Below are 20,955 nucleotides of genomic sequence, written 5' to 3' on the forward strand. Positions count from 1 at the left end.
ATTGAATGTACGAGAGAATCTCAGACAAATAAATGAACAAATAAACGAAGCATGTAAAAGAGCTGGCCGGAACCCAGCGGATGTATCGGTCGTCGCTGTCACAAAGTATGTCTCGATTGAGCGAGCACAAGAAGCCAAGGAAGCAGGAATTTTGCACTTTGGAGAAAATCGTGACCAAGGGTTACTTGAAAAACAAGCGGCCATAACCGATGAAAGCATTAGCTGGCACTTCATCGGCAGTTTACAAACACGAAAAGTAAAATCTGTCATTCAAACAATTGACTACTTACATTCGCTCGACAGGATGTCTCTTGCGAATGAAATTGAAAAAAGAGCGGATCACACGGTTCGCTGTTTTGTACAGGTAAACACATCGCTGGAGGAGTCAAAACACGGCTTACAAAGTGAAGACGTGATTCCATTTGTGAAGCAGCTCGCTGATTTCAAAAAGATTGAAATTGCTGGACTGATGACGATGGCTCCATTTACAGATGATCACACTGTGATACGAAACTGCTTTCAAACATTAAAAAATCTTCAAGAAGAAGTAAAACATCTTAACCAAGTAAATGCACCTTGTCAGCATTTATCGATGGGCATGTCAAATGATTTTGAAATCGCAATTGAAGAAGGTGCGACATTCGTTCGGATTGGCTCTTCACTTGTTGGAAATGAAACAGGAGGTGCGTGACATGAGCATAAAAAATAAGTTTAAAAGCTTTTTCACTCTCGACGATGAAGAGTATGAGTACGAATATATTGATGAAGAAAGAGAACCAGTCCAAGAAGAAAAAGGAACGAAGGACAAAGCGGCATTTCAAGAGCGTCCGCAGACTGGAAAACAAAATGTCGTCAGCTTGCAAAGCTTGCAGAAATCCTCTAAAGTGGTGTTAAGTGAGCCGCGTGTTTATGCAGAAGCGCAAGAGATTGCAGACCATATTAAAAACAGACGTGCAGTCGTCGTGAATTTGCAGCGCATTCAGCACGATCAAGCAAAGCGAATCATTGACTTCTTAAGCGGAACTGTTTATGCAATCGGTGGAGACATCCAGCGCATTGGCTCGAATATATTCCTCTGCACACCTGATAATGTGGATGTATCTGGCACAATATCAGAACTTTTGACAGAGGAAGAACCTCAGAGGTGGTAAATCATAGTGATTCTAAATTTCATTTTTAATATTTTAGGAACGGTATTAACGATTTACTCATTCGCGATTATTATTTACATCTTTATGTCATGGGTGCCATCTGCAAGAGAAACATCGATTGGGCGTTTTCTGACAAATATTTGCGAACCGTATTTAGAACCATTTCGTAAAATTATTCCGCCAATTGGCATGATTGACATCTCGCCAATTGTGGCATTGCTTGTGATTCGTTTTGCATCATCATATGGACTAACTGGTCTTTACAATATGATTGTACGCTTCATGTAGACAGGCTGCCGGGCTTGGCGCTGCCAGGCTCTTTTACATAAGAGGGGAACAAAATGAGCGATATTTATCAACATTTTAGAAAAGACGAACAGCCATTTGTCGACCAAGTGTTAGGCTGGAAAAAAATCGCACTCGACCAGTATCGAATGAAATTAACAGACTTTCTTGATCCGCGTGAGCAGTTTATTACCGAGTCCGTCATCCAGCATGCTGATGAGCTTGGGATCATGTTTTTTGGCGGGTATGAAGGAGCGGAGCGCAAAAGAGCTCTCATTTATCCTGAATATTTAGAACCGGCTACTCAGGATGTTGAGCTGTCTTATTTTCAGGTGAACTATGCGAAAAAGTTTATTTCGTTAGAACACCCGAAGCTTCTCGGTTCACTGATTGGGACAGGCTTGAAGCGTCAAAAATTCGGAGATCTGTTATTTTCAGAGGAAGATGTGCAGTTTATTTGTACAAGTGATGTCGCCGATTTTGTGCGGGCGCAGCTGACACATGTCGGCAGAGCCTCCGTTTCATTAGAGGAAATCACGCAGGCAGATTTAAAGCCGGTTATGAGCAAGACTGACATCAAAGAAGATACCATTTCTTCACTGAGGCTTGATGCGGTATGTGCTGCAATCAGCCGTCAGTCTCGGCAAAAGGCACAGCTTTTGGTCAAAAATGGGCTTGTCAAAGTTAATTGGAAAGTCACTGAGGACCCTTCCTTTACAATCGGCGAAGGCGATCAGCTCTCTGTACGGGGATTTGGCCGATTTAGCTTGAAAACGATTGATGGGAAGACCAAAAAAGATAAATTTAAAGTAACATTTGAGCTTCTGACATAACGAACTTGAATCTGGAGGTGGCGAGGTTGCCATTAACACCTAATGATATTCATAATAAAACGTTCACAAAAAGCTTTCGCGGCTATGACGAAGATGAAGTAAACGAGTTTTTAAGCCAAGTACGTAAAGATTACGAAATCGTGCTTCGCAAAAAGAACGAACTTGAAGAAAAAGTAAACGAACTTGACGAAAGACTTGGTCATTTTGCGACAATTGAAGAGACATTAAACAAATCAATACTTGTGGCGCAGGAAGCAGCAGAAGACGTCAAACGTCATTCTGATAAAGAAGCGAAATTGATTATTCGTGAAGCAGAGAAAAATGCAGATCGTATTATCAACGAAGCGCTATCAAAATCAAGAAAGATTGCGATGGAAATCGAAGAGCTGAAGAAACAGTCGAAGGTCTTTAGAACTCGTTTCCAAATGCTCATCGAAGCTCAGCTTGATCTTCTAAAAAATGACGATTGGGATCATTTACTGGAATATGAAGTTGACGCTGTCTTTGACGAAAAAGAATAAGCGCGTCATCTTGACATGACGTGCACATGTTGCATATAATACCATCATAAATTAACAAGAGATAAACGTTTGAAAGGGACACTCGCAGTTGTCATATGCGTAATAAAGCGAATCAGGGATGGTGGAAGCCTGACATTACGAGACGCTGCAATGAGATCACCCCTTTAGTTCCTTTTCTGAAATGAATGAGTAAGAAAAGGCGTCTGATCACGTTACGATTTTAGAGTGGATAAGCGGCTGTTTCATAGCGCTGTCTAAAAGGGTGGTACCGCGAGACAAGCCTTCTCGTCCCTTATGGGATGAGAGGGCTTTTTTTATTGTTTTTTAATCAGAATTTGCATATGGAGGAATGGGTATGAACTACAAAGACACCTTATTAATGCCGAAAACAGAATTCCCAATGAGAGGGAACTTGCCGAACAAAGAGCCTGAAATCCAAGAGGAGTGGGCAGAAAAAGACATCTATCAAATGGTTTTAGAGCGGACAAAAGGACGCCCGACCTTTATTTTGCATGATGGACCTCCATATGCGAATGGTGACATTCATATGGGGCACGCACTCAATAAAATCCTAAAAGATTTTATTGTCCGTTTTAAATCAATGAATGGGTTCCACGCACCGTACGTACCGGGCTGGGATACACACGGCTTGCCAATTGAAACAGCACTCACTAAAAATAAAAAAGTCAAACGTAAAGAAATGTCGACAGCTGAATTCCGTAAATTATGTGAAGAGTATGCTTGGAAGCAAATCGAGGGTCAGCGCAATCAATTTAAGCGATTAGGCGTAAGAGCAGACTGGGACAATCCATATGTCACGTTAAAGCCTGAGTACGAAGCGCAGCAAATTCTTGTCTTTGGAGAAATGGCGAAGAGAGGCTATATTTACAAAGGGCTAAAGCCTGTTAACTGGTCTCCTTCAAGTGAGTCAGCACTTGCTGAAGCGGAAATTGAATATAAAGACAAACGTTCACCATCCATTTACGTTTCATTTAAAGTGAAAGATGGCAAAGGCGTACTTGAAAACGGCGAACAATTCATCATCTGGACAACAACCCCTTGGACACTTCCTGCAAACCTTGGGATTTGTGTTCATCCAAACCTAGAGTACAGCGTTCTTCAAGTGGGTGCTGAGCGATATGTTGTCGCATCTGAGTTAGTTGAACAAGTGGCAAAAACACTTGGCTTTGAAGAGTATGAAGTCGTGAAAACATTAAAAGGAAAAGAATTAGATACCATCGTTGCAGAGCATCCGATCTATGGTAGAGACTCTCTTGTGATGCTTGGCGACCACGTGACAACGGATGCAGGAACAGGCTGTGTTCATACAGCACCAGGTCACGGGGAAGATGACTTTATTGTCAGTATGAAATACGGTCTTGATGTGCTATGTCCAGTAGACGAAAAAGGTGTGATGACAGAAGAAGCGCCTGGTTTTGAAGGATTATTCTACGAGGATGCCAATAAAGCGATCACAGAACAGCTTGAAGCAAAAGGCGCACTGAAAAAGCTCGACTTTATCACGCACTCTTACCCGCATGACTGGAGAACGAAAAAACCAACCATTTATCGTGCGACAGCTCAGTGGTTTGCATCGATTAAAGACTTCAGAGAAGCACTATTAGACAATATTAAAGAAACGAAATGGGTTCCAGCATGGGGCGAAACACGCCTATTCAACATGGTGCGAGACAGAGGCGACTGGTGCATTTCAAGACAGCGTGTATGGGGCGTTCCAATTCCGGTCTTTTATGCGGAAAATGGCGAGCCGATCATCACAGATGAAACGATTCAGCATGTCTCTCAATTATTTAGAGAACATGGCTCTAATATTTGGTTTGAAAAAGAAGCGAAAGAACTATTGCCAGAAGGCTTTACACATCCAGGAAGCCCGAACGGTGAATTCACAAAAGAGCAGGACATCATGGATGTATGGTTTGATTCAGGTTCTTCTCACCAGGCCGTTTTAGAAGAAAGAGATGACCTTGTCCGTCCGGCAGACCTTTACCTAGAAGGCTCTGACCAATATCGCGGCTGGTTTAACTCTTCCTTATCAACAGCAGTTGCTGTTACTGGAAAAGCACCGTATAAAGGTGTTCTAAGCCACGGCTTTACGCTTGATAAAGAAGGACGCAAGATGAGTAAATCATTAGGCAATACGATTGACCCAACAAAGGTAGCGAAGCAGCTTGGGGCGGAGATTCTTAGACTTTGGGTATCTTCTGTCAACTATCAAGCCGATCACCCAGTGTCTGATGATATCTTGAAACAAGTAGCAGAGGTCTATCGTAAAATCCGTAACACGTTCCGATTCCTGCATGGAAACCTATTTGACTTTAACCCAGCAGTCAATGCGGTGCCGGTAGAAGAGCTTCGCGAAGTGGATCAATATATCTTGATCAAATTAAACAAATTGATTGATAAAGTGAAAAAGGCCTATGATGATTACGAATTTGCGGTCGTATATCATGCGATTCACAATTTCTGTACGATTGAGCTAAGCTCTTTCTATCTCGATTTTGCAAAGGATGTCGTGTACATTGAGCATGCAGATCATCCAGACCGCCGCAGCATGCAAACGGTCTTCTACGAAACATTAATGGCATTAGTGAAGCTGACTGCACCAATTCTTCCGCATACAGCAGATGAATTATGGAGCCACTTAAGCTTTGTTGAAGAGCCAAGTGTTCAGTTAACAGATATGCCAGAAGGTGTGACTGTTCCTCAAGCGGAAGCGACAGAAGTGAAGTTTGACCGCTTTATGGAAGTGCGTGACGATGTGCTAAAAGCGCTCGAAATTGCGCGTAATGAGAAAGTCATCGGACGTTCACTTGAAGCAAATGTGACTCTTTATGCGACAGAAGAAGTGAAAAATCTTCTTGCATCCATTAAAGAAGATGTGAAGCAGCTCTTTATCATCTCTGAATTAACGGTAGAAGATGAGCAAAATGCTGACGCATCAGCACCTGGATACACATCAGGACGGATTCTGGTTCAAAAAGCAGAAGGAGAACTGTGCGAACGTTCCCGCATTATTTCAAAAGATGTTGGTGCAAATCCGAAATACCCAACATTGTCACTGAAAAATGCTGAAATCGTGGAAAAATATTACCAGAATTAACAGTGTGATATGACCAACTAGCGCCCCGCCATATGCGGGGCGTTTTCTTTTTTGCGAAAATGACAGCGTTTAGAACGAAAGGAAAAATCTTATGGCTTTAAAGTGAGCAGCCGGGGCAACAATATGATTATCACGACAGGGCAGGAGTTGAAATAGCGACATGAATGGCGATCTAGAGACGATTTACACGGAACTCCTTCAAATGAAAGAAGAGCTGCAATCTAAACTGTTTGAATACGCATCATTTCGTTCACCCGCTGAGCATGTCAAAATGAACGAGGTCCAAACGACCACGCTTCTTTATCACATCAAAGAAGAGCTGCAAGATGTGTCTCTTGCTATTGCAAAAATTGAGCAGGGAACCTATGGTATATGTGAGGCGACAGGTGAGGTCATTCCGCTTGAACAAATGAGTATTCTTCCTACCGCCCGCACGGCTGACGACTTTCTATATCATAAGCAATACGAGAAAAAAGCCTTCACTCCTTATCCTCACGAATCAGATGATTCTCATTTTGAAGCCTTCCACATGTAGGGAGGTTTTTGTCTGTCAACTAAAGTTTCTTTACTCCTTCCTGTTTTCTTGATAAAATGCTTAAAGATCAAAGTATGAAGATGGAGGAACGTGTGTGTTCTATTACATAATCGCATTCGTGATGATTTGTTTAGATCAATTAACAAAATGGCTCATTGTCAAAAATATGATGCTCGGAGATTCTTATCCAGTGATTGATGGCTTCTTTTATATCACGTCTCACCGAAATTCAGGAGCCGCATGGGGAATTCTCCAAGGACAAATGTGGTTTTTCTATGTGATCACACTCGTTGTTATTGCGGGAATTGTTTATTATTTGCAAAAGCATGGGCAAAAGGACAAGCTGCTTGGAGTAGCGCTGGCCTTAATGCTTGGCGGAGCGATTGGAAACTTTATCGACCGCGTTTTCCGTCAGGAAGTGGTAGATTTTGCTCATTTCGTCTTTGGGAATTATCACTACCCAATTTTTAATATTGCAGATTCTTCTCTATGTGTAGGGGTTATTCTGCTCTTCATTCAAATGCTTTTAGATGGAAAGAAAACGAAGGAGTCAACTACATGAATCAAGTAAATATTGCCGTTTCAGAAGATCAAACGAGTGAACGGCTTGATAAATTTCTAAGCACGACAGAACCAGAATGGTCAAGAACCCAAGTCCAGCAGTGGGTAAAGGATGGGCTGATCGAAGTAAACGGGAAACAAGTGAAAGCCAATTACAAAGTACAAGCTGGAGATGAGATTAAAGTCGAGATTCCAGACCCAGAAGTACTAGATGTAGAAGCAGAACCAATGGATCTTGATATTTATTATGAGGATGCAGATGTGCTAGTGGTGAATAAACCACGAGGAATGGTTGTTCATCCAGCGCCAGGTCACGTCTCTGGAACACTTGTAAATGGACTGATGGCACATTGCACGGACTTATCAGGCATTAATGGTGTGATGCGTCCTGGAATTGTCCACCGAATTGATAAAGACACGTCTGGACTGTTAATGGTCGCGAAAAACGATATGGCGCATGAATCACTCGTCAATCAGCTCGTGGCTAAGACCGTCACAAGGAAATATACGGCCGTTGTACATGGCATTATCCAGCATGATACAGGCACAATTGATGCCCCAATTGGCAGAGACAAAAAAGACCGCCAAAGCATGACGGTTACAAAAGAAAGTGCAAAACAAGCAGTCACTCACTTTGATGTGATTGAACGCTTTCAGGACTTCACGGTTGTGGAGTGCCGTCTTGAAACAGGAAGAACACACCAAATTCGTGTTCATATGAAATATATCGGCTATCCGCTTGCAGGAGATCCGAAATATGGACCGAGAAAGACAGTCGATTTTAATGGACAGCTGCTTCATGCAGGTGTTCTAGGATTTGATCATCCTAGAACAGGAGAATATATCGAGTTCACAGCACCGATTCCTGCTGATATGCAAGCTTTTATCGATTCATTAAGAAATAACGATTGACAGGCAGTTCTTTTTTTGAAATAATAAACGAAGAAATGAAGATTCTTTAAAACAGTCCAGAGAGGCTGAGAAGGATAACGGATCAATTTGTGCACGTGTATGCACAAATGAACGCCCCTCTCTGCCCTTTGCAGAAGGGGCTTTTTATTTGTCAAAAAGAGGTGTAAAAGATGGAACAAAAAGCAGTCATTCTTGATGAACAAGCGATCAGACGAGCGCTTACCCGAATTGCACATGAAATGATTGAGCGCAATAAAGGGATGAAAGATGTCATCCTTGCGGGGATCAAGACAAGAGGCATTCATCTTGCAAAGCGCCTTGCAGAGCGCATCGAGCAAATTGAAGGAAATCCAGTCACAGTGGGTGAACTTGATATTACGCTATACCGTGATGACCTGACAAAAAAGACAGACAACCAAGACCCGCTTGTAAAGGGTGCAGACATCCCAGCTGACATTAATGACAAAACACTGATCGTCGTTGACGATGTCCTGTTTACAGGCAGAACCGTCAGAGCGGCCATGGATGCCCTTGTGGATGTAGGAAGACCATCTTCCATTCAGCTTGCTGTTCTCGTCGACCGGGGACACCGGGAGCTGCCGATTCGAGCGGATTATATCGGGAAGAACATTCCGACATCAAAAGCAGAGACCGTCATGGTTCAGCTGAATGAAGTAGATCAAAACGACCTTGTCGCTATATATGAAAAATAACCTTTTTAAATGCATTCCAGAGAGTTTGCAAAGAGGGCAATAACAGAGACACCGAGCACACGGCTTAAGTGACGTGTACGGTTTTTCTAGGCCTCTTTGCGCATACTCGCAAAGAGGCTTTTTTAATGAAAAAGGACACATCTAGGAGGAAAATCATGAGTCAGCAAAAAGCCAATTTAGGCATTCGAGATATCCCAAAACCGTTCACATGGCTGTCACTTAGCCTTCAGCATTTGTTTGCCATGTTTGGTGCGACCATTCTTGTACCAAAAATCATTGATATGAGTCCGGCCGTCGCGCTCATCTCAAGTGGTGTTGGAACCATTGTTTACTTAATCATTACAAGAGGACAAATTCCGGCATATCTTGGATCGTCCTTTGCCTTTATCGCCCCCATACTGAATGTCAAAGCAACAGGCGGCCCTGGAGCCGCAATGGTTGGTGCCTTCATGGCGGGTGTCGCTTATGCACTCATTGCACTATTTATTAAATGGCTCGGCACAGGCTGGCTGATGAAACTTCTGCCGCCGGTCGTCGTAGGGCCAGTCATTATGGTCATCGGACTCGGACTCGCTGGAACAGCTGTCAACATGGCGATGTATGTTGATCCGAATGCAACCGAGCTTGTTTACAGCCTTAAGCACCTAATGGTTGCCGGCTTCACACTGGCTGTCACGATTATCAGCATGATCTTCCTAAGAGGATTCCTAAGCTTGATCCCAGTATTAATCGGAATTATTAGCGGCTATCTCTTTGCTTTAACACAAGGCATTGTGAACTTCCAGCCGGTCATTGACGCGAAATGGTTTGCTGTACCAGACTTCGTCGTACCATTTGTCGACTACACACCTGCTGTGACTTTAAGCATTCTCACAGTGATGGTGCCGGTTGCCTTTGTGACAATGTCTGAGCACATCGGCCATCAAGTGGTGTTAAGTAAAGTTGTAGGGCAAGATTTTATTAAAAAACCTGGTCTTCACCGCTCCATTTTAGGAGACAGTGCAGCGACGATCTTCGCTTCACTCATTGGCGGACCGCCAACAACAACGTATGGAGAGAACATCGGGGTCCTTGCCATCACAAGAGTGTTCAGTATCTTCGTCATCGGCGGAGCAGCAGTCTTTGCGATCTGCTTCGGCTTTGTCGGAAAAATTTCAGCATTAATCAGTACAGTGCCGTCCGCGGTCATGGGAGGCGTTTCGTTCCTGCTCTTTGGGATCATTGCCTCAAGCGGTCTGAGAATCCTGATTGATCATAAAGTGAATTTTGAAGAAAAGCGTAATCTCATTATCGCATCAGTCATCTTAGTCATTGGAATTGGCGGGGCATTCATTGAGGTGAAACAAATCAACCTCACACTATCTGGAATGGCACTTGCTGCCATCACGGGTGTCCTGTTAAACCTGATCCTGCCGCAGCAAAAAGCGGAGGATGACGAGTCAAATGAATCGAATACAGAAAACCTTTTAAAAGAAGTCCAGTGAGGCTGACAAGGGTTCTAAAATGAGCAGAATGCACGAAAGTGCCGCTGCTTCTTTTGGAGAACCCTAAGCTGCCGAGGCTTAGGGTTTTTTTGAACCTGAAAGTGATGAAAAACTAGAGGGGGAAGAAAAAATGAATGATCTATCGACAATGAGCAGCTTGTCTAAAGAAGAGATTTTACAGCTGATTGAAGAAGCAACGGCTCTCAAAAAGGGGAAGCAAGAACTTGGCTTAGCGGGAGAATTTGTAGCAAACCTCTTCTTTGAACCAAGCACAAGAACACGATTTAGCTTCGAAGTTGCCGAAAAGAAACTGGGGATGAATGTACTGAGCTTAGATGCAGCAAGCACCTCCGTTCAAAAGGGCGAAACACTTTACGATACGGTAAAAACGCTCGAATCCATCGGCGTGAAAGCATGTGTGATCAGAGACAGCACCGATGAATATTACAATGAGCTGATCGGGAAGGTTGGGATTCCCATCATCAATGCTGGAGATGGCTGCGGGCAGCATCCGACCCAATCACTGCTTGACCTAATGACCATCTATGAAGAGTTTGACGGCTTTGAGGGCTTAACGATTTCGATTCATGGAGACATCAAACACAGCAGGGTGGCAAGGTCGAATGCTGAGGTTCTTTCAAGGCTGGGAGCAACAGTCCTTTTTTCAGGGCCTGCTTCCTTCCAAGATGAGCAAAACCCTCACGGAACGTATGTCCAAGTAGATGAAGCCATTAGACAATCTGATGTGGTGATGCTGCTCAGAATTCAGCATGAACGACATGCTGAAAAAATGGGCAGCGAAGATTACTTATCGACTTATGGATTAACAGTAAACAGGGCAAACAACATGAAAGAACGAGCCATTATAATGCATCCAGCACCAGTAAACAGAGGTGTGGAGATAGATGATTCTTTAGTGGAATCAAAGCAGTCACGAATTTTCAAGCAAATGGAAAATGGCGTTTATGTCCGAATGGCGGTATTAAAAAGAGCTTTTCAAAATAGCAGACTACATCAAAAAGGGAGAGATTCTGTCTATGTCGTATCTCATTAAAAACGGTTTTATCTTAACAAGCACAGGTGAAAAAGTGCAGCAGGATATTAGGGTAGAAGGAGAAGTGATTCAAGCGATTGGTCACTTAGAAAGAGAAGACGGAGAAGAGGTCATCGATGCTAAAGGGCTATTTGTTTCACCAGGCTTGATTGATCTGCATGTACATTTAAGAGAGCCAGGCGGAGAGAAAAAGGAAACGATTGAAACAGGCTCTAAAGCAGCCGCAAGAGGCGGATATACGACGATTGCAGCTATGCCGAATACACGCCCAGTTCCAGATACAAAAGAGCAAATGGAATGGCTCATGGATCGAATCGAAGAGACCTCTTCTGTCAGAGTACTGCCATACGCCTCCATTACAACTAGACAGATTGGGGAAGAAATGACGGACTTTGCAGCACTAAAAGAAGCAGGCGCCTTCGCTTTTACAGATGACGGAGTCGGCATCCAAACAGCAGGCATGATGTACGAAGCCATGAAAAAGGCAGCAAGTCTTGATCAAGCGATTGTGGCACACTGTGAAGATAACTCGCTCATTTACGGAGGATGCGTTCATGAAGGAGAATTTTCAAAAGCAAATGAATTAAACGGTATACCGTCCATTTGTGAATCGGTGCATATTGCAAGAGATGTTCTTTTAGCAGAAGCAGCGAACTGCCATTATCATGTATGTCATATCAGTACGAAAGAATCTGTGCGAGTCGTTCGCGATGCAAAAAAAGCAGGCATCCGTGTGACAGCTGAGGTGTCACCGCATCACCTGCTGTTATGTGATGCGGACATCCCTGGTCTTGATACAAACTATAAAATGAACCCGCCGCTCAGAGGAAAAGAGGATCGCGAGGCACTGATCGAGGGACTTTTAGATGGAACGATTGATTTCATCGCAACAGACCATGCGCCGCATACTGAAGAAGAAAAGAACGAAACGATGCAGCGTGCACCTTTTGGAATTGTCGGGCTTGAAACAGCGTTCCCGCTTCTGTATACACGATTTGTCAAAACAGGCGAATGGACATTAAAAGAACTCGTTGATTATATGACAATCAAGCCAGCAGAAGCCTTCTCTCTTCCATATGGAAAGCTGGAAGAAGGACAAACAGCTGATATCACACTCATTGATTTAAACAAAGAAATGGCAATCGATAAAAAAAGCTTCTTATCAAAAGGGCAAAATACACCGTTTGACAAATTGACTGTATCAGGATGGCCGGTCATGACACTTGCATCTGGGAAAGTCGTGTATGAAGAGGGGAGACTAGTAAAATGAAGAGACGCTTAGTGCTAGAAAACGGAACAGTATTCGAAGGAACAGGCTTTGGCAGCTTAGAATCGTCAGTCGGAGAAGTCGTCTTTAATACAGGGATGACGGGCTATCAAGAAATTTTGTCTGATCCATCATACTGCGGACAAATTGTCACACTCACTTATCCGCTCATCGGCAACTATGGCATTAACCGTGATGATTTTGAATCGATCACACCGTTTGTAAAAGGGCTGATTGTGAAGGAGCTTTGTGAAAAGCCCTCAAACTGGCGCTCTTCATACTCACTAGATGAATACTTAAAAATGAAAAACATTCCAGGTCTTAGCGGAATCGATACACGGAAGCTGACGAGAATGATTCGAAGTGCAGGGACTTTAAGAGGGGCGTTTGCAGGACCGGAAGAACAAGTGGAAGACGTAGTCCGCCGCCTTCAAACAATGCAGCTGCCGACTGATCAAGTGAGTCAAGTATCTGTGAAAAATGCGTATCCAAGCCCGGGAAGAGGAAAAAGAATTGTCCTTGTCGATTTCGGCATGAAGCATGGCATTTTGCGCGAGCTCAATAAACGTGACTGTGATGTCATCGTGGTGCCGTACAATATCACGGCAGATGAAGTGCTGCAGTTAAAGCCTGATGGGATCATGCTTTCAAACGGCCCTGGAGACCCTGTTGATGTACCAGAAGCAGTCGAGATGATTCAGCAATTGATTGGAAAGGTTCCGCTCTTTGGCATTTGCCTTGGACATCAATTATTCGCTCTTGCGTGCGGCGCAAGTACTGAAAAAATGAAATTCGGACACAGAGGCTCGAATCACCCAGTCAAAGAACTAGCCACCGGCAAGGTGACACTGACATCTCAAAACCACGGCTACACAGTTAGTGCAATTAACGAGGACGTGCTCGAAGTCACACATATCGCCCTAAACGACAATACGATTGAAGGGTTAAAACATAAAGAAGCACCAGCATTCACTGTCCAGTACCACCCAGAAGCGTCACCAGGTCCAGAAGATGCGAACTACTTATTCGACCAGTTCATGGACATGATTCATACAACTGAGAAAGAAGGGGAAGAAGTATGCCAAAACGCGTAGACATCAAAAAGATTTTAGTCATCGGTTCAGGTCCAATCATCATCGGACAGGCAGCGGAGTTTGACTATGCAGGCACACAGGCTTGCTTAGCACTGAAAGAAGAGGGCTATGAAGTCGTTCTTGTGAATTCCAATCCAGCGACCATCATGACAGATACAGAAATGGCCGATAAGGTATACATCGAACCACTGACACCAGAATTCTTAACACGAATCATTCGAAAAGAACGTCCTGATGCGATCTTGCCAACACTTGGCGGACAAACTGGACTTAACCTTGCTGTTGAACTATCAGACCTTGGCGTATTAGCTGAATGCGGTGTTGAAGTATTAGGAACAAAGCTGTCAGCTATTCAAAAAGCAGAGGACAGAGATTTATTCCGTAATCTGATGAATGAACTAAATGAGCCTGTACCAGAAAGTGAAATCATCCATAACCTTGAAGAAGCGATAGCGTTTACGAATCAAATCGGTTTCCCTGTCATTGTGAGACCAGCTTATACATTAGGCGGAACAGGCGGCGGAATTTGTACAAACGAGCAAGAGCTGAAGGAAATCGTCGAAAACGGCCTGAAGTTAAGCCCAGTCACACAATGCTTACTTGAAAAAAGCATTGCAGGTTTTAAAGAAATTGAATATGAAGTCATGCGTGATAGCGGTGATCATGCGATCGTTGTTTGTAACATGGAAAACTTTGATCCTGTCGGTATCCACACAGGTGACAGTATCGTTGTGGCGCCAAGCCAAACATTAAGTGACCGTGAATATCAGCTGCTTCGCAATGTGTCGCTCAAGCTGATCCGGGCACTTGGCATTGAAGGCGGCTGTAACGTACAGCTGGCGATTGACCCAGACAGCTTTCAATACTATATCATCGAAGTAAACCCGCGCGTCAGTCGTTCTTCTGCACTTGCGTCGAAAGCAACTGGTTATCCAATTGCCAAACTTGCAGCGAAAATTGCTGTCGGCTTAACGCTTGATGAAATGATGAATCCAGTCACAGGGAAAACCTATGCTGCCTTCGAACCGGCACTTGACTATATTGTGTCTAAAATCCCGCGCTGGCCGTTTGATAAATTCGAATCTGCTAACAGACGTCTTGGGACGCAAATGAAAGCAACTGGTGAAGTGATGGCGATCGGACGTACATTAGAAGAGTCCCTTCTAAAGGCTGTCCGTTCACTTGAAGCTGATGTGCATCACATTGAATTAAAAGATGAAGCAGATATCACAAACGAAGTGCTTGAAAAGCGGATTATCAAGGCGGGAGACGAACGATTATTCTATATCGCCGAGGCGCTTAGAAGAGGCTATACGGTTGAACAAATACATGAATTCTCAAAAATTGATTACTTCTTCCTTCATAAGCTGGAAGGCATCATCGCATTTGAAAAGACATTAAAAGAAAACAAAGGCAATACAGACGTATTAAAAGATGCGAAAGATAAAGGTTTCTCAGACATCTATATTAGCCGCGAGTGGAATATGAATGAAGCGGATGTCTACAAGCTAAGACAAGAAGCAGGAATCGTACCTGTCTACAAAATGGTAGATACTTGTGCGGCTGAATTTGAATCCGAGACGCCATATTTCTATAGCACGTATGAAGATGAAAATGAATCAGAACGCACAGACAAGAAAAGCGTCATCGTATTAGGCTCAGGTCCTATCAGAATCGGTCAAGGAGTTGAATTTGATTATGCGACGGTTCATTCTGTGTGGGCAATTAAACAAGCAGGCTATGAAGCAATCATTATTAACAACAACCCTGAAACGGTCTCAACAGACTTTAGTATTTCAGATAAGCTCTACTTTGAACCACTCACTGTAGAAGATGTGATGCACATCATTGATCTTGAGCAGCCTGAAGGAGTCGTCGTCCAGTTCGGCGGACAAACGGCGATCAACCTAGCAGATGAATTATCAAATAGAGGGGTGAAGATTCTCGGCACTTCTCTTGAAGACCTAGACCGCGCCGAAAACCGAGACAAGTTTGAACAAACATTAGAAGCACTCGGCGTGCCGCAGCCTAAAGGGAAAACAGCTACGTCTGTGCCTGAAGCTGTAGCGATTGCAAATCAGATCGGCTACCCAGTCCTTGTCCGTCCTTCCTATGTATTAGGCGGTCGTGCGATGGAAATCGTTTATCAAGAAGAAGAGCTTCTTCACTACATGGAGAATGCGGTGAGAGTCAATCCGCAGCACCCAGTGTTAATTGACAAATATTTGACGGGAAAAGAAATTGAAGTAGATGCCGTATCTGATGGGGAAACTGTCGTGATCCCAGGCATTATGGAACATATTGAAAGAGCCGGGGTCCACTCCGGTGACTCGATTGCGGTTTACCCGCCGCAAACATTGTCTGATGAGATCAAAGCGAAGATCGCAGAATACACGATCAAGCTTGCAAAAGGCCTCAATATTATTGGGCTGCTAAACATTCAATTTGTTCTCTCGAAAGGTGAAGTGTACGTACTTGAAGTGAATCCTCGTTCAAGCCGGACAGTTCCTTTCTTAAGTAAAATTACAGGCATCCCGATGGCAAATCTAGCGACAAAAGTCATTTTAGGTGACAAGCTTAAAAACTATGGCTACGAAGAAGGACTTCACACAGAGCAAGAAGGGGTGTACGTCAAAGTTCCAGTCTTCTCTTTTGCAAAACTAAGAAGAGTGGATATTACACTCGGGCCTGAAATGAAATCTACAGGTGAGGTCATGGGGAAAGATGTCACAATTGAAAAAGCCCTCTACAAAGGATTAATTGCATCAGGCATTCAAATTCCTAAAGACGGAACAGTTCTTCTAACAGTTGCTGATAAGGATAAAGAAGAAGGACTTGAGATTGCAAGAAGATTCCATTCGATCGGCTATCATATTTTAGCGACAGAAGGCACAGCGAATTACTTAAAACAAGCCTCCATCCCATCAAGTGTTGTCGGCAAAATAGGAGAAGAAGGCAAAAACCTTCTCGATGTCATTCGAAACGGGGAAGCCCAATTTGTCATCAACACTCTGACAAAAGGAAAACAACCGGCAAGAGACGGCTTTAGAATCAGACGTGAAGCTGTTGAAAATGGCGTAGCTTGCTTAACATCTCTAGATACAGCAGAAGCCATTTTAAGAGTGCTGGAAAGCATGACATTTAGAGCGGACGAAATGCCAGTAGTGAAAACGAATGCTGAGGTGACAGTAACGATATGAAAAAAGCATACTTGACGGTCGTCTCAAACCGAGAGATCGCTGATCATATTTACGAAATGACATTAAAAGGTGACCTTGTGGACTCCTTTCAAACGGCTGGACAATTTCTTCATATCAAGGTCAGCGAGTCCATGACACCGCTGCTGAGAAGACCGATCAGTATTGCCAATATTCATGCCGAGAAACAAGAAGCAACCATCATCTACCGCGCAGAGGGAGAGGGCACAAAGCTCCTTTCCCAAAAGCGGGATGGGGAATCCATCGATGTATTAGGACCGCTTGGCAACGGGTACGATCCTTCAGTTGTTCAGCCAGGTCAGACAGCCTTACTAGTCGGCGGTGGAATTGGTGTACCGCCTTTATATGAACTGTCCAAGCGTTTAACGAAAAAAGGTGTCATCGTCAAGCATGTCCTTGGCTTTCAATCGAAAAAGGATGTATTTTACGAGGAGAAATTCCAAGCACTCGGAGATACGTTTATCGCGACAGTTGATGGGACATATGGTTCAAAGGGCTTCGTGACAGGTGTCATTGAAGAGAATGATTTGAGCTTTGATGTCATGCTTTCCTGCGGACCGACACCTATGTTAAAAGCACTAAAAGACTCTTATCCCGATAAGCCTGTCTATATTTCAATGGAAGAACGAATGGGCTGCGGAATTGGTGCTTGCTTTGCATGTGTCTGTCATACCGACCAGCACGAAAAACCTTACGTCAAAGTCTGTCTGGATGGACCTGTATTTAAAGCAGAGGAGGTGGCATTGTCATGCTAAACGTTGAGTTACCCGGCTTATCTTTAAAGAATCCGATTATCCCTGCATCAGGCTGCTTTGGATTCGGAAGGGAATTTGCTTCATTATATGACTTATCAGTGCTGGGCGGTATCATGATCAAGGCCACAACCCTTGAACCGAGATTTGGCAATCCGACACCAAGGGTAGCGGAGACAGGTGCCGGTATGCTCAATGCAATCGGTCTTCAAAATCCAGGCCTAAAAGGCGTGCTGGAAAATGAATTGCCTTGGCTTGAGCAGTTTGATACGCCGATCATTGCAAACGTCGCTGGCTCACAGGTCGATGATTATGTCGAAGTAGCCAAGCAAATCAGCCAAGCAAAAAATGTCCATGCCCTTGAACTGAATATCTCGTGCCCGAATGTCAAAACAGGCGGAATTGCCTTTGGTACAGATCCTCAAATGGCAGCAGCATTGACAAAAGCGGTGAAGGACGTTTCTTCCGTTCCTGTCTATGTCAAACTGTCTCCTAACGTAGCCAATATTGTGGAGATTGCTCAAGCGATTGAATCTGCTGGAGCGGATGGACTCACGATGATTAACACGTTAATCGGTATGCGTTTAGATTTAAAAACGGGGAAACCGATCCTTGCCAATAAAACAGGCGGATTATCAGGACCTGCTGTCAAACCTGTCGCTGTGCGCATGGTACATGAGGTCAGTCAAGCAGTGTCTATCCCGATTATCGGAATGGGCGGGGTACAAAATGCTGAAGACGTACTTGAATTTTTACTAGCAGGTGCAAGTGCAGTAGCTGTTGGCACAGCCAATTTTGTAAACCCGTTTATTTGCCCAGAAATCATTGAAGAACTGCCAAGAGTGTTAGCAGCATATGGCTATTCATCTGTAGAGGAATGTATCGGAAGGAGCTGGAAACATGAAGCACTTGCCCATCATCGCGCTTGATTTTCCGGTAGCGCAGGAAGCGCTCGCCTTTTTAGAACCCTTTGAAGGGACGCCATTATTTGTGAAGGTCGGCATGGAGCTGTTTTACCAAGAAGGACCTGCTATCCTTGACGAGCTCAAAGAAAAAAATTGCCGCATTTTCCTCGATCTCAAATTACATGACATTCCAACAACGGTGCAAAAAGCAATGAACCGGCTTGCCGCACTTGGTGTTGATTTGGTCAATGTGCATGCTGCTGGCGGGAAACATATGATGCAAGCTGCGTTAGAAGGGCTTGAAAGCGGGACGCCTGCTGGACAAAAACGTCCAGGCATTATTGCAGTGACACAGCTGACGAGTACGTCAGAAGACATGATGAGGAGCGAATTACTCATAGACCGTCCGCTGCAAGAGACTGTCATCCGGTACGGGCAATTGGCATATGAAAGTGGACTAGACGGTGTTGTTTGCTCTGTTCATGAATCCAAAGCCCTTCATGAGCACATCTCACCTGCCTTTCTCACTGTCACGCCGGGGATTCGCTTACAAAATGATCAAACCGATGACCAAAAGCGTGTGGCGACTCCTGCCTATGCAAAAGAGCAAGGTGTATCACAAATTGTTGTCGGAAGGTCAATCACAAAAGCTGAAAAACCATTGGAAGCCTATCATCAAATTTTAAAAGAGTGGGAGTGACTGCCAGATGAAAACAAAAATCGCTAAACACCTATTACAAATCAAAGCGGTCTCATTAAAACCAGACGAACCGTTTACATGGGCAAGCGGTATCAAATCACCGATCTATTGTGACAACCGTCTTACCTTGTCCTACCCAGAAGTAAGACACGACATTGCTGAAGGTCTTAAAGAGTTGATTCTCACTCATTTTGAAAGAGCGGAGGTTGTTGCTGGTACTGCAACAGCAGGCATCCCGCATGCGGCATTAGCGGCAGACCGTCTGAACGTGCCGATGTGTTATGTGAGAAGTAAGCCAAAAGCACATGGAAAAGGGAATCAAATTGAAGGAGCCGTATCAAAAGGTCAAAAGGTGGTCGTCGTAGAAGACTTGATTTCAACAGGAGGCAGTGTGCTTGAAGTGGTCGCTGCTCTTCAAGAAGCGGGCTGTGACGTACTAGGCGTTGCCGCGATCTTCACATACGGACTGCCAAAAGCTGCAGCAGCTTTTCAAGAGAAAAACATTCCATATGTCACCCTAACAGACTATGACACACTGACAGACGTGGCACTTAAGCTGAAAGCGATCGAGCCTTCTGCTATGAATAAACTAAAACGCTGGAGACAAGATCCTTCCTCTGAATCTTGGATGGAAGAAACCGTCTAAAAAGCTGTGCGTACCCGCACAGCTTTTTTATTTGGTTAAAAATAGTAAAATAGACTCAAATTCAAATAAAAACTAATCCTATCAATAAAGTCGGGTTGACTTTTGTTTGAATTGTGTTAATATTTAAGACAAATTAAAACACTTATCCAGAGAGGTGGAGGGACTGGCCCGATGAAGCCCGGCAACCTGCGATTTGCAAGGTGCTACTTCCTGCAAAATGATTCTATTTTGAAAGATAAGGAAATGAGCTTCCTCATCTTTCTTTCGGACTGAAAGGAAGTTTTTTTATTTTAACGGTGAGGAGGAAGACGAGATGGAAGTGAAGCGAAATCAGGATGAAGACTTATTGAAGCATATGCAGAAACTGATTGGGGATATGAATTCGGTTCAGTTACGCTGATTGTTCAGGACGGTCAAGTGATTCAAGTGGAAGAAAACAGAAAAATTCGGTTGACGTAGTGCGGAGAGTAGTGATACTCCGGAAGGGGAGAAACAATGTTAACTTATGAAAATTGGCAAGAGCCGTCCATTACATTTCAAGAGGATGATTTGTATAAAGGGGCCTTATCTGTGCTGAAATGGGCATACGGTCATTATGGTGATCAGCTCGTTTATGCATGCAGCTTTGGTATTGAAGGCATCGTCCTCATTGATCTTATTGCGAAAGTAAAAAAGGATGCAAGAATTGTCTTTTTAGATACAGGTCTGCATTTTAAGGAAACGTACGACACAATTGATGCGGTAAAGGAAAGATACCCAGGTTTAGATATTGTGCTGAAAACCCCTGAGCTGACGGTTGAGGAGCAAAACGAGCAGCATGGTGATCAGCTATGGAAAACGGACCCTCAAAGCTGCTGCCATATGCGTAAGGTCATTCCTTTGCAAGAAGCGCTATCCGGCTATCCGGCATGGCTTTCTGGCTTAAGAAGAGAGCAGTCACCCAAGCGAGCAGGGACGAACTTTTTAAATCAGGATGAAAAATTCAAATCAGTGAAAGTATGTCCTCTTATCCACTGGACGTGGAAGGACATATGGAGATATGCATCTAGAGAGGAACTTACTTATAATCCGCTGCATGATCAGGGATATCCAAGTATCGGTTGTGCCCCGTGTACACAGCCGGCATTTACTGCCGAGGATCTTCGTTCTGGCAGATGGTCAGGCACAGCTAAGACTGAGTGCGGATTACATGAGTAAGGGAGC

At 44.0% G+C, this 20,955-nt stretch carries 21 protein-coding genes and 1 riboswitch; all 21 genes read left to right on the forward strand.

What is annotated here, in order from left to right; translation table 11 throughout:
* Position 1: 1 nt before the first annotated feature.
* The 21 genes from C6Y07_RS00830 to C6Y07_RS00930 all read left to right on the forward strand — a co-directional run bounded on the left by C6Y07_RS00830 (position 2) and on the right by C6Y07_RS00930 (position 20,949).
* On the forward strand, positions 2 to 691 hold the full coding sequence (locus tag C6Y07_RS00830) for a YggS family pyridoxal phosphate-dependent enzyme (protein WP_066031761.1): 690 nt from the start codon (positions 2 to 4) through the stop codon (positions 689 to 691).
* Between the two features lies 1 nt (position 692).
* Entirely contained in the window at positions 693 to 1,151 is a 459-nt protein-coding gene (locus C6Y07_RS00835) for a cell division protein SepF (RefSeq protein ID WP_034662521.1), read from the forward strand.
* A 6-nt stretch (positions 1,152 to 1,157) separates the two neighbouring features.
* Positions 1,158 to 1,439 (forward strand): YggT family protein, encoded by a 282-nt coding sequence (locus C6Y07_RS00840; protein WP_060596198.1) that lies wholly within the window; start codon positions 1,158 to 1,160, stop codon positions 1,437 to 1,439.
* Between the two features lie 53 nt (positions 1,440 to 1,492).
* Entirely contained in the window at positions 1,493 to 2,269 is a 777-nt protein-coding gene (locus C6Y07_RS00845) for a YlmH family RNA-binding protein (protein WP_034662515.1), read from the forward strand.
* Between the two features lie 26 nt (positions 2,270 to 2,295).
* A complete protein-coding gene (locus C6Y07_RS00850) occupies positions 2,296 to 2,790 on the forward strand; it encodes a DivIVA domain-containing protein (protein WP_003211323.1) in 495 nt (164 codons plus the stop codon).
* A 355-nt stretch (positions 2,791 to 3,145) separates the two neighbouring features.
* On the forward strand, positions 3,146 to 5,911 hold the full coding sequence (gene ileS, locus C6Y07_RS00855; RefSeq protein WP_060596200.1) for an isoleucine--tRNA ligase: 2,766 nt from the start codon (positions 3,146 to 3,148) through the stop codon (positions 5,909 to 5,911).
* Positions 5,912 to 6,071: 160 nt separating this feature from the next.
* Entirely contained in the window at positions 6,072 to 6,446 is a 375-nt protein-coding gene (locus tag C6Y07_RS00860; RefSeq protein WP_066030940.1) for a TraR/DksA family transcriptional regulator, read from the forward strand.
* Positions 6,447 to 6,540: 94 nt separating this feature from the next.
* Complete coding sequence (gene lspA / locus C6Y07_RS00865) at positions 6,541 to 7,008, forward strand: signal peptidase II (RefSeq protein WP_012009890.1); 468 nt, start codon at positions 6,541 to 6,543, stop codon at positions 7,006 to 7,008.
* The gene (locus C6Y07_RS00870; protein WP_066030939.1) at positions 7,005 to 7,919 is read left to right on the forward strand and encodes an RluA family pseudouridine synthase; all 915 of its coding nucleotides are present in this window, start codon (positions 7,005 to 7,007) and stop codon (positions 7,917 to 7,919) included. The genes lspA and C6Y07_RS00870 overlap by 4 nt, the downstream gene beginning before the upstream one ends.
* Before the next feature lie 170 nt (positions 7,920 to 8,089).
* On the forward strand, positions 8,090 to 8,632 hold the full coding sequence (pyrR, locus tag C6Y07_RS00875; protein ID WP_024424234.1) for a bifunctional pyr operon transcriptional regulator/uracil phosphoribosyltransferase PyrR: 543 nt from the start codon (positions 8,090 to 8,092) through the stop codon (positions 8,630 to 8,632).
* A 155-nt stretch (positions 8,633 to 8,787) separates the two neighbouring features.
* Positions 8,788 to 10,116: a solute carrier family 23 protein gene (locus C6Y07_RS00880; RefSeq protein ID WP_060596204.1), complete on the forward strand. Its 1,329-nt coding sequence runs from the start codon at positions 8,788 to 8,790 to the stop codon at positions 10,114 to 10,116.
* Positions 10,117 to 10,246: 130 nt separating this feature from the next.
* Positions 10,247 to 11,170: an aspartate carbamoyltransferase catalytic subunit gene (locus tag C6Y07_RS00885; RefSeq protein WP_106072246.1), complete on the forward strand. Its 924-nt coding sequence runs from the start codon at positions 10,247 to 10,249 to the stop codon at positions 11,168 to 11,170.
* Positions 11,154 to 12,440 (forward strand): dihydroorotase, encoded by a 1,287-nt coding sequence (locus C6Y07_RS00890; RefSeq protein ID WP_060596206.1) that lies wholly within the window; start codon positions 11,154 to 11,156, stop codon positions 12,438 to 12,440. The genes C6Y07_RS00885 and C6Y07_RS00890 overlap by 17 nt, the downstream gene beginning before the upstream one ends.
* The gene (locus C6Y07_RS00895; RefSeq protein ID WP_034662495.1) at positions 12,437 to 13,531 is read left to right on the forward strand and encodes a carbamoyl phosphate synthase small subunit; all 1,095 of its coding nucleotides are present in this window, start codon (positions 12,437 to 12,439) and stop codon (positions 13,529 to 13,531) included. The genes C6Y07_RS00890 and C6Y07_RS00895 overlap by 4 nt, the downstream gene beginning before the upstream one ends.
* Positions 13,516 to 16,731, forward strand: coding sequence for a carbamoyl-phosphate synthase (glutamine-hydrolyzing) large subunit (carB, locus tag C6Y07_RS00900; RefSeq protein ID WP_066030936.1), 3,216 nt, complete (start codon positions 13,516 to 13,518; stop codon positions 16,729 to 16,731). The genes C6Y07_RS00895 and carB overlap by 16 nt, the downstream gene beginning before the upstream one ends.
* Entirely contained in the window at positions 16,728 to 17,504 is a 777-nt protein-coding gene (locus tag C6Y07_RS00905) for a dihydroorotate dehydrogenase electron transfer subunit (RefSeq protein WP_060596209.1), read from the forward strand. The genes carB and C6Y07_RS00905 overlap by 4 nt, the downstream gene beginning before the upstream one ends.
* The gene (locus C6Y07_RS00910; protein ID WP_060596210.1) at positions 17,498 to 18,430 is read left to right on the forward strand and encodes a dihydroorotate dehydrogenase; all 933 of its coding nucleotides are present in this window, start codon (positions 17,498 to 17,500) and stop codon (positions 18,428 to 18,430) included. The genes C6Y07_RS00905 and C6Y07_RS00910 overlap by 7 nt, the downstream gene beginning before the upstream one ends.
* Entirely contained in the window at positions 18,402 to 19,106 is a 705-nt protein-coding gene (gene pyrF, locus C6Y07_RS00915) for an orotidine-5'-phosphate decarboxylase (protein ID WP_066030934.1), read from the forward strand. Before C6Y07_RS00910 ends, pyrF begins: the two co-directional genes overlap by 29 nt.
* Positions 19,107 to 19,113: 7 nt before the next feature.
* The gene (pyrE, locus tag C6Y07_RS00920) at positions 19,114 to 19,752 is read left to right on the forward strand and encodes an orotate phosphoribosyltransferase (protein ID WP_106072245.1); all 639 of its coding nucleotides are present in this window, start codon (positions 19,114 to 19,116) and stop codon (positions 19,750 to 19,752) included.
* 139 nt (positions 19,753 to 19,891) lie between these two features.
* Positions 19,892 to 19,994: riboswitch (SAM riboswitch) on the forward strand.
* A gap of 157 nt (positions 19,995 to 20,151) precedes the next feature.
* Positions 20,152 to 20,211 carry a DUF2292 domain-containing protein gene (locus tag C6Y07_RS19170; protein WP_262982267.1) on the forward strand — a complete coding sequence of 20 codons (60 nt, stop codon included), beginning with the start codon at positions 20,152 to 20,154 and terminating at the stop codon, positions 20,209 to 20,211.
* Positions 20,212 to 20,247: 36 nt separating this feature from the next.
* Positions 20,248 to 20,949 carry a phosphoadenylyl-sulfate reductase gene (locus tag C6Y07_RS00930; protein ID WP_034662479.1) on the forward strand — a complete coding sequence of 234 codons (702 nt, stop codon included), beginning with the start codon at positions 20,248 to 20,250 and terminating at the stop codon, positions 20,947 to 20,949.
* Positions 20,950 to 20,955: the final 6 nt, after the last annotated feature.

Source organism: Bacillus sp. LNXM12-1 (assembly GCF_003004375.1).
Classification (GTDB): domain Bacteria; phylum Bacillota; class Bacilli; order Bacillales; family Bacillaceae; genus Bacillus.

What these genes read in the sequence shown, in the direction of transcription:
- C6Y07_RS00835 (WP_034662521.1), top strand. Translation starts at nt 693, where the DNA reads ATGAGCATAAAAAATAAGTTTAAAAGCTTTTTCACTCTCGACGATGAA.
- C6Y07_RS00845 (WP_034662515.1), top strand. Translation starts at nt 1,493, where the DNA reads ATGAGCGATATTTATCAACATTTTAGAAAAGACGAACAGCCATTTGTC.
- ileS (WP_060596200.1), top strand. Translation starts at nt 3,146, where the DNA reads ATGAACTACAAAGACACCTTATTAATGCCGAAAACAGAATTCCCAATG.
- C6Y07_RS00860 (WP_066030940.1), top strand. Translation starts at nt 6,072, where the DNA reads ATGAATGGCGATCTAGAGACGATTTACACGGAACTCCTTCAAATGAAA.
- C6Y07_RS00870 (WP_066030939.1), top strand. Translation starts at nt 7,005, where the DNA reads ATGAATCAAGTAAATATTGCCGTTTCAGAAGATCAAACGAGTGAACGG.
- pyrR (WP_024424234.1), top strand. Translation starts at nt 8,090, where the DNA reads ATGGAACAAAAAGCAGTCATTCTTGATGAACAAGCGATCAGACGAGCG.
- C6Y07_RS00880 (WP_060596204.1), top strand. Translation starts at nt 8,788, where the DNA reads ATGAGTCAGCAAAAAGCCAATTTAGGCATTCGAGATATCCCAAAACCG.
- C6Y07_RS00885 (WP_106072246.1), top strand. Translation starts at nt 10,247, where the DNA reads ATGAATGATCTATCGACAATGAGCAGCTTGTCTAAAGAAGAGATTTTA.
- C6Y07_RS00890 (WP_060596206.1), top strand. Translation starts at nt 11,154, where the DNA reads ATGTCGTATCTCATTAAAAACGGTTTTATCTTAACAAGCACAGGTGAA.
- C6Y07_RS00895 (WP_034662495.1), top strand. Translation starts at nt 12,437, where the DNA reads ATGAAGAGACGCTTAGTGCTAGAAAACGGAACAGTATTCGAAGGAACA.
- carB (WP_066030936.1), top strand. Translation starts at nt 13,516, where the DNA reads ATGCCAAAACGCGTAGACATCAAAAAGATTTTAGTCATCGGTTCAGGT.
- C6Y07_RS00905 (WP_060596209.1), top strand. Translation starts at nt 16,728, where the DNA reads ATGAAAAAAGCATACTTGACGGTCGTCTCAAACCGAGAGATCGCTGAT.
- C6Y07_RS00910 (WP_060596210.1), top strand. Translation starts at nt 17,498, where the DNA reads ATGCTAAACGTTGAGTTACCCGGCTTATCTTTAAAGAATCCGATTATC.
- pyrF (WP_066030934.1), top strand. Translation starts at nt 18,402, where the DNA reads ATGAAGCACTTGCCCATCATCGCGCTTGATTTTCCGGTAGCGCAGGAA.
- pyrE (WP_106072245.1), top strand. Translation starts at nt 19,114, where the DNA reads ATGAAAACAAAAATCGCTAAACACCTATTACAAATCAAAGCGGTCTCA.
- C6Y07_RS00930 (WP_034662479.1), top strand. Translation starts at nt 20,248, where the DNA reads ATGTTAACTTATGAAAATTGGCAAGAGCCGTCCATTACATTTCAAGAG.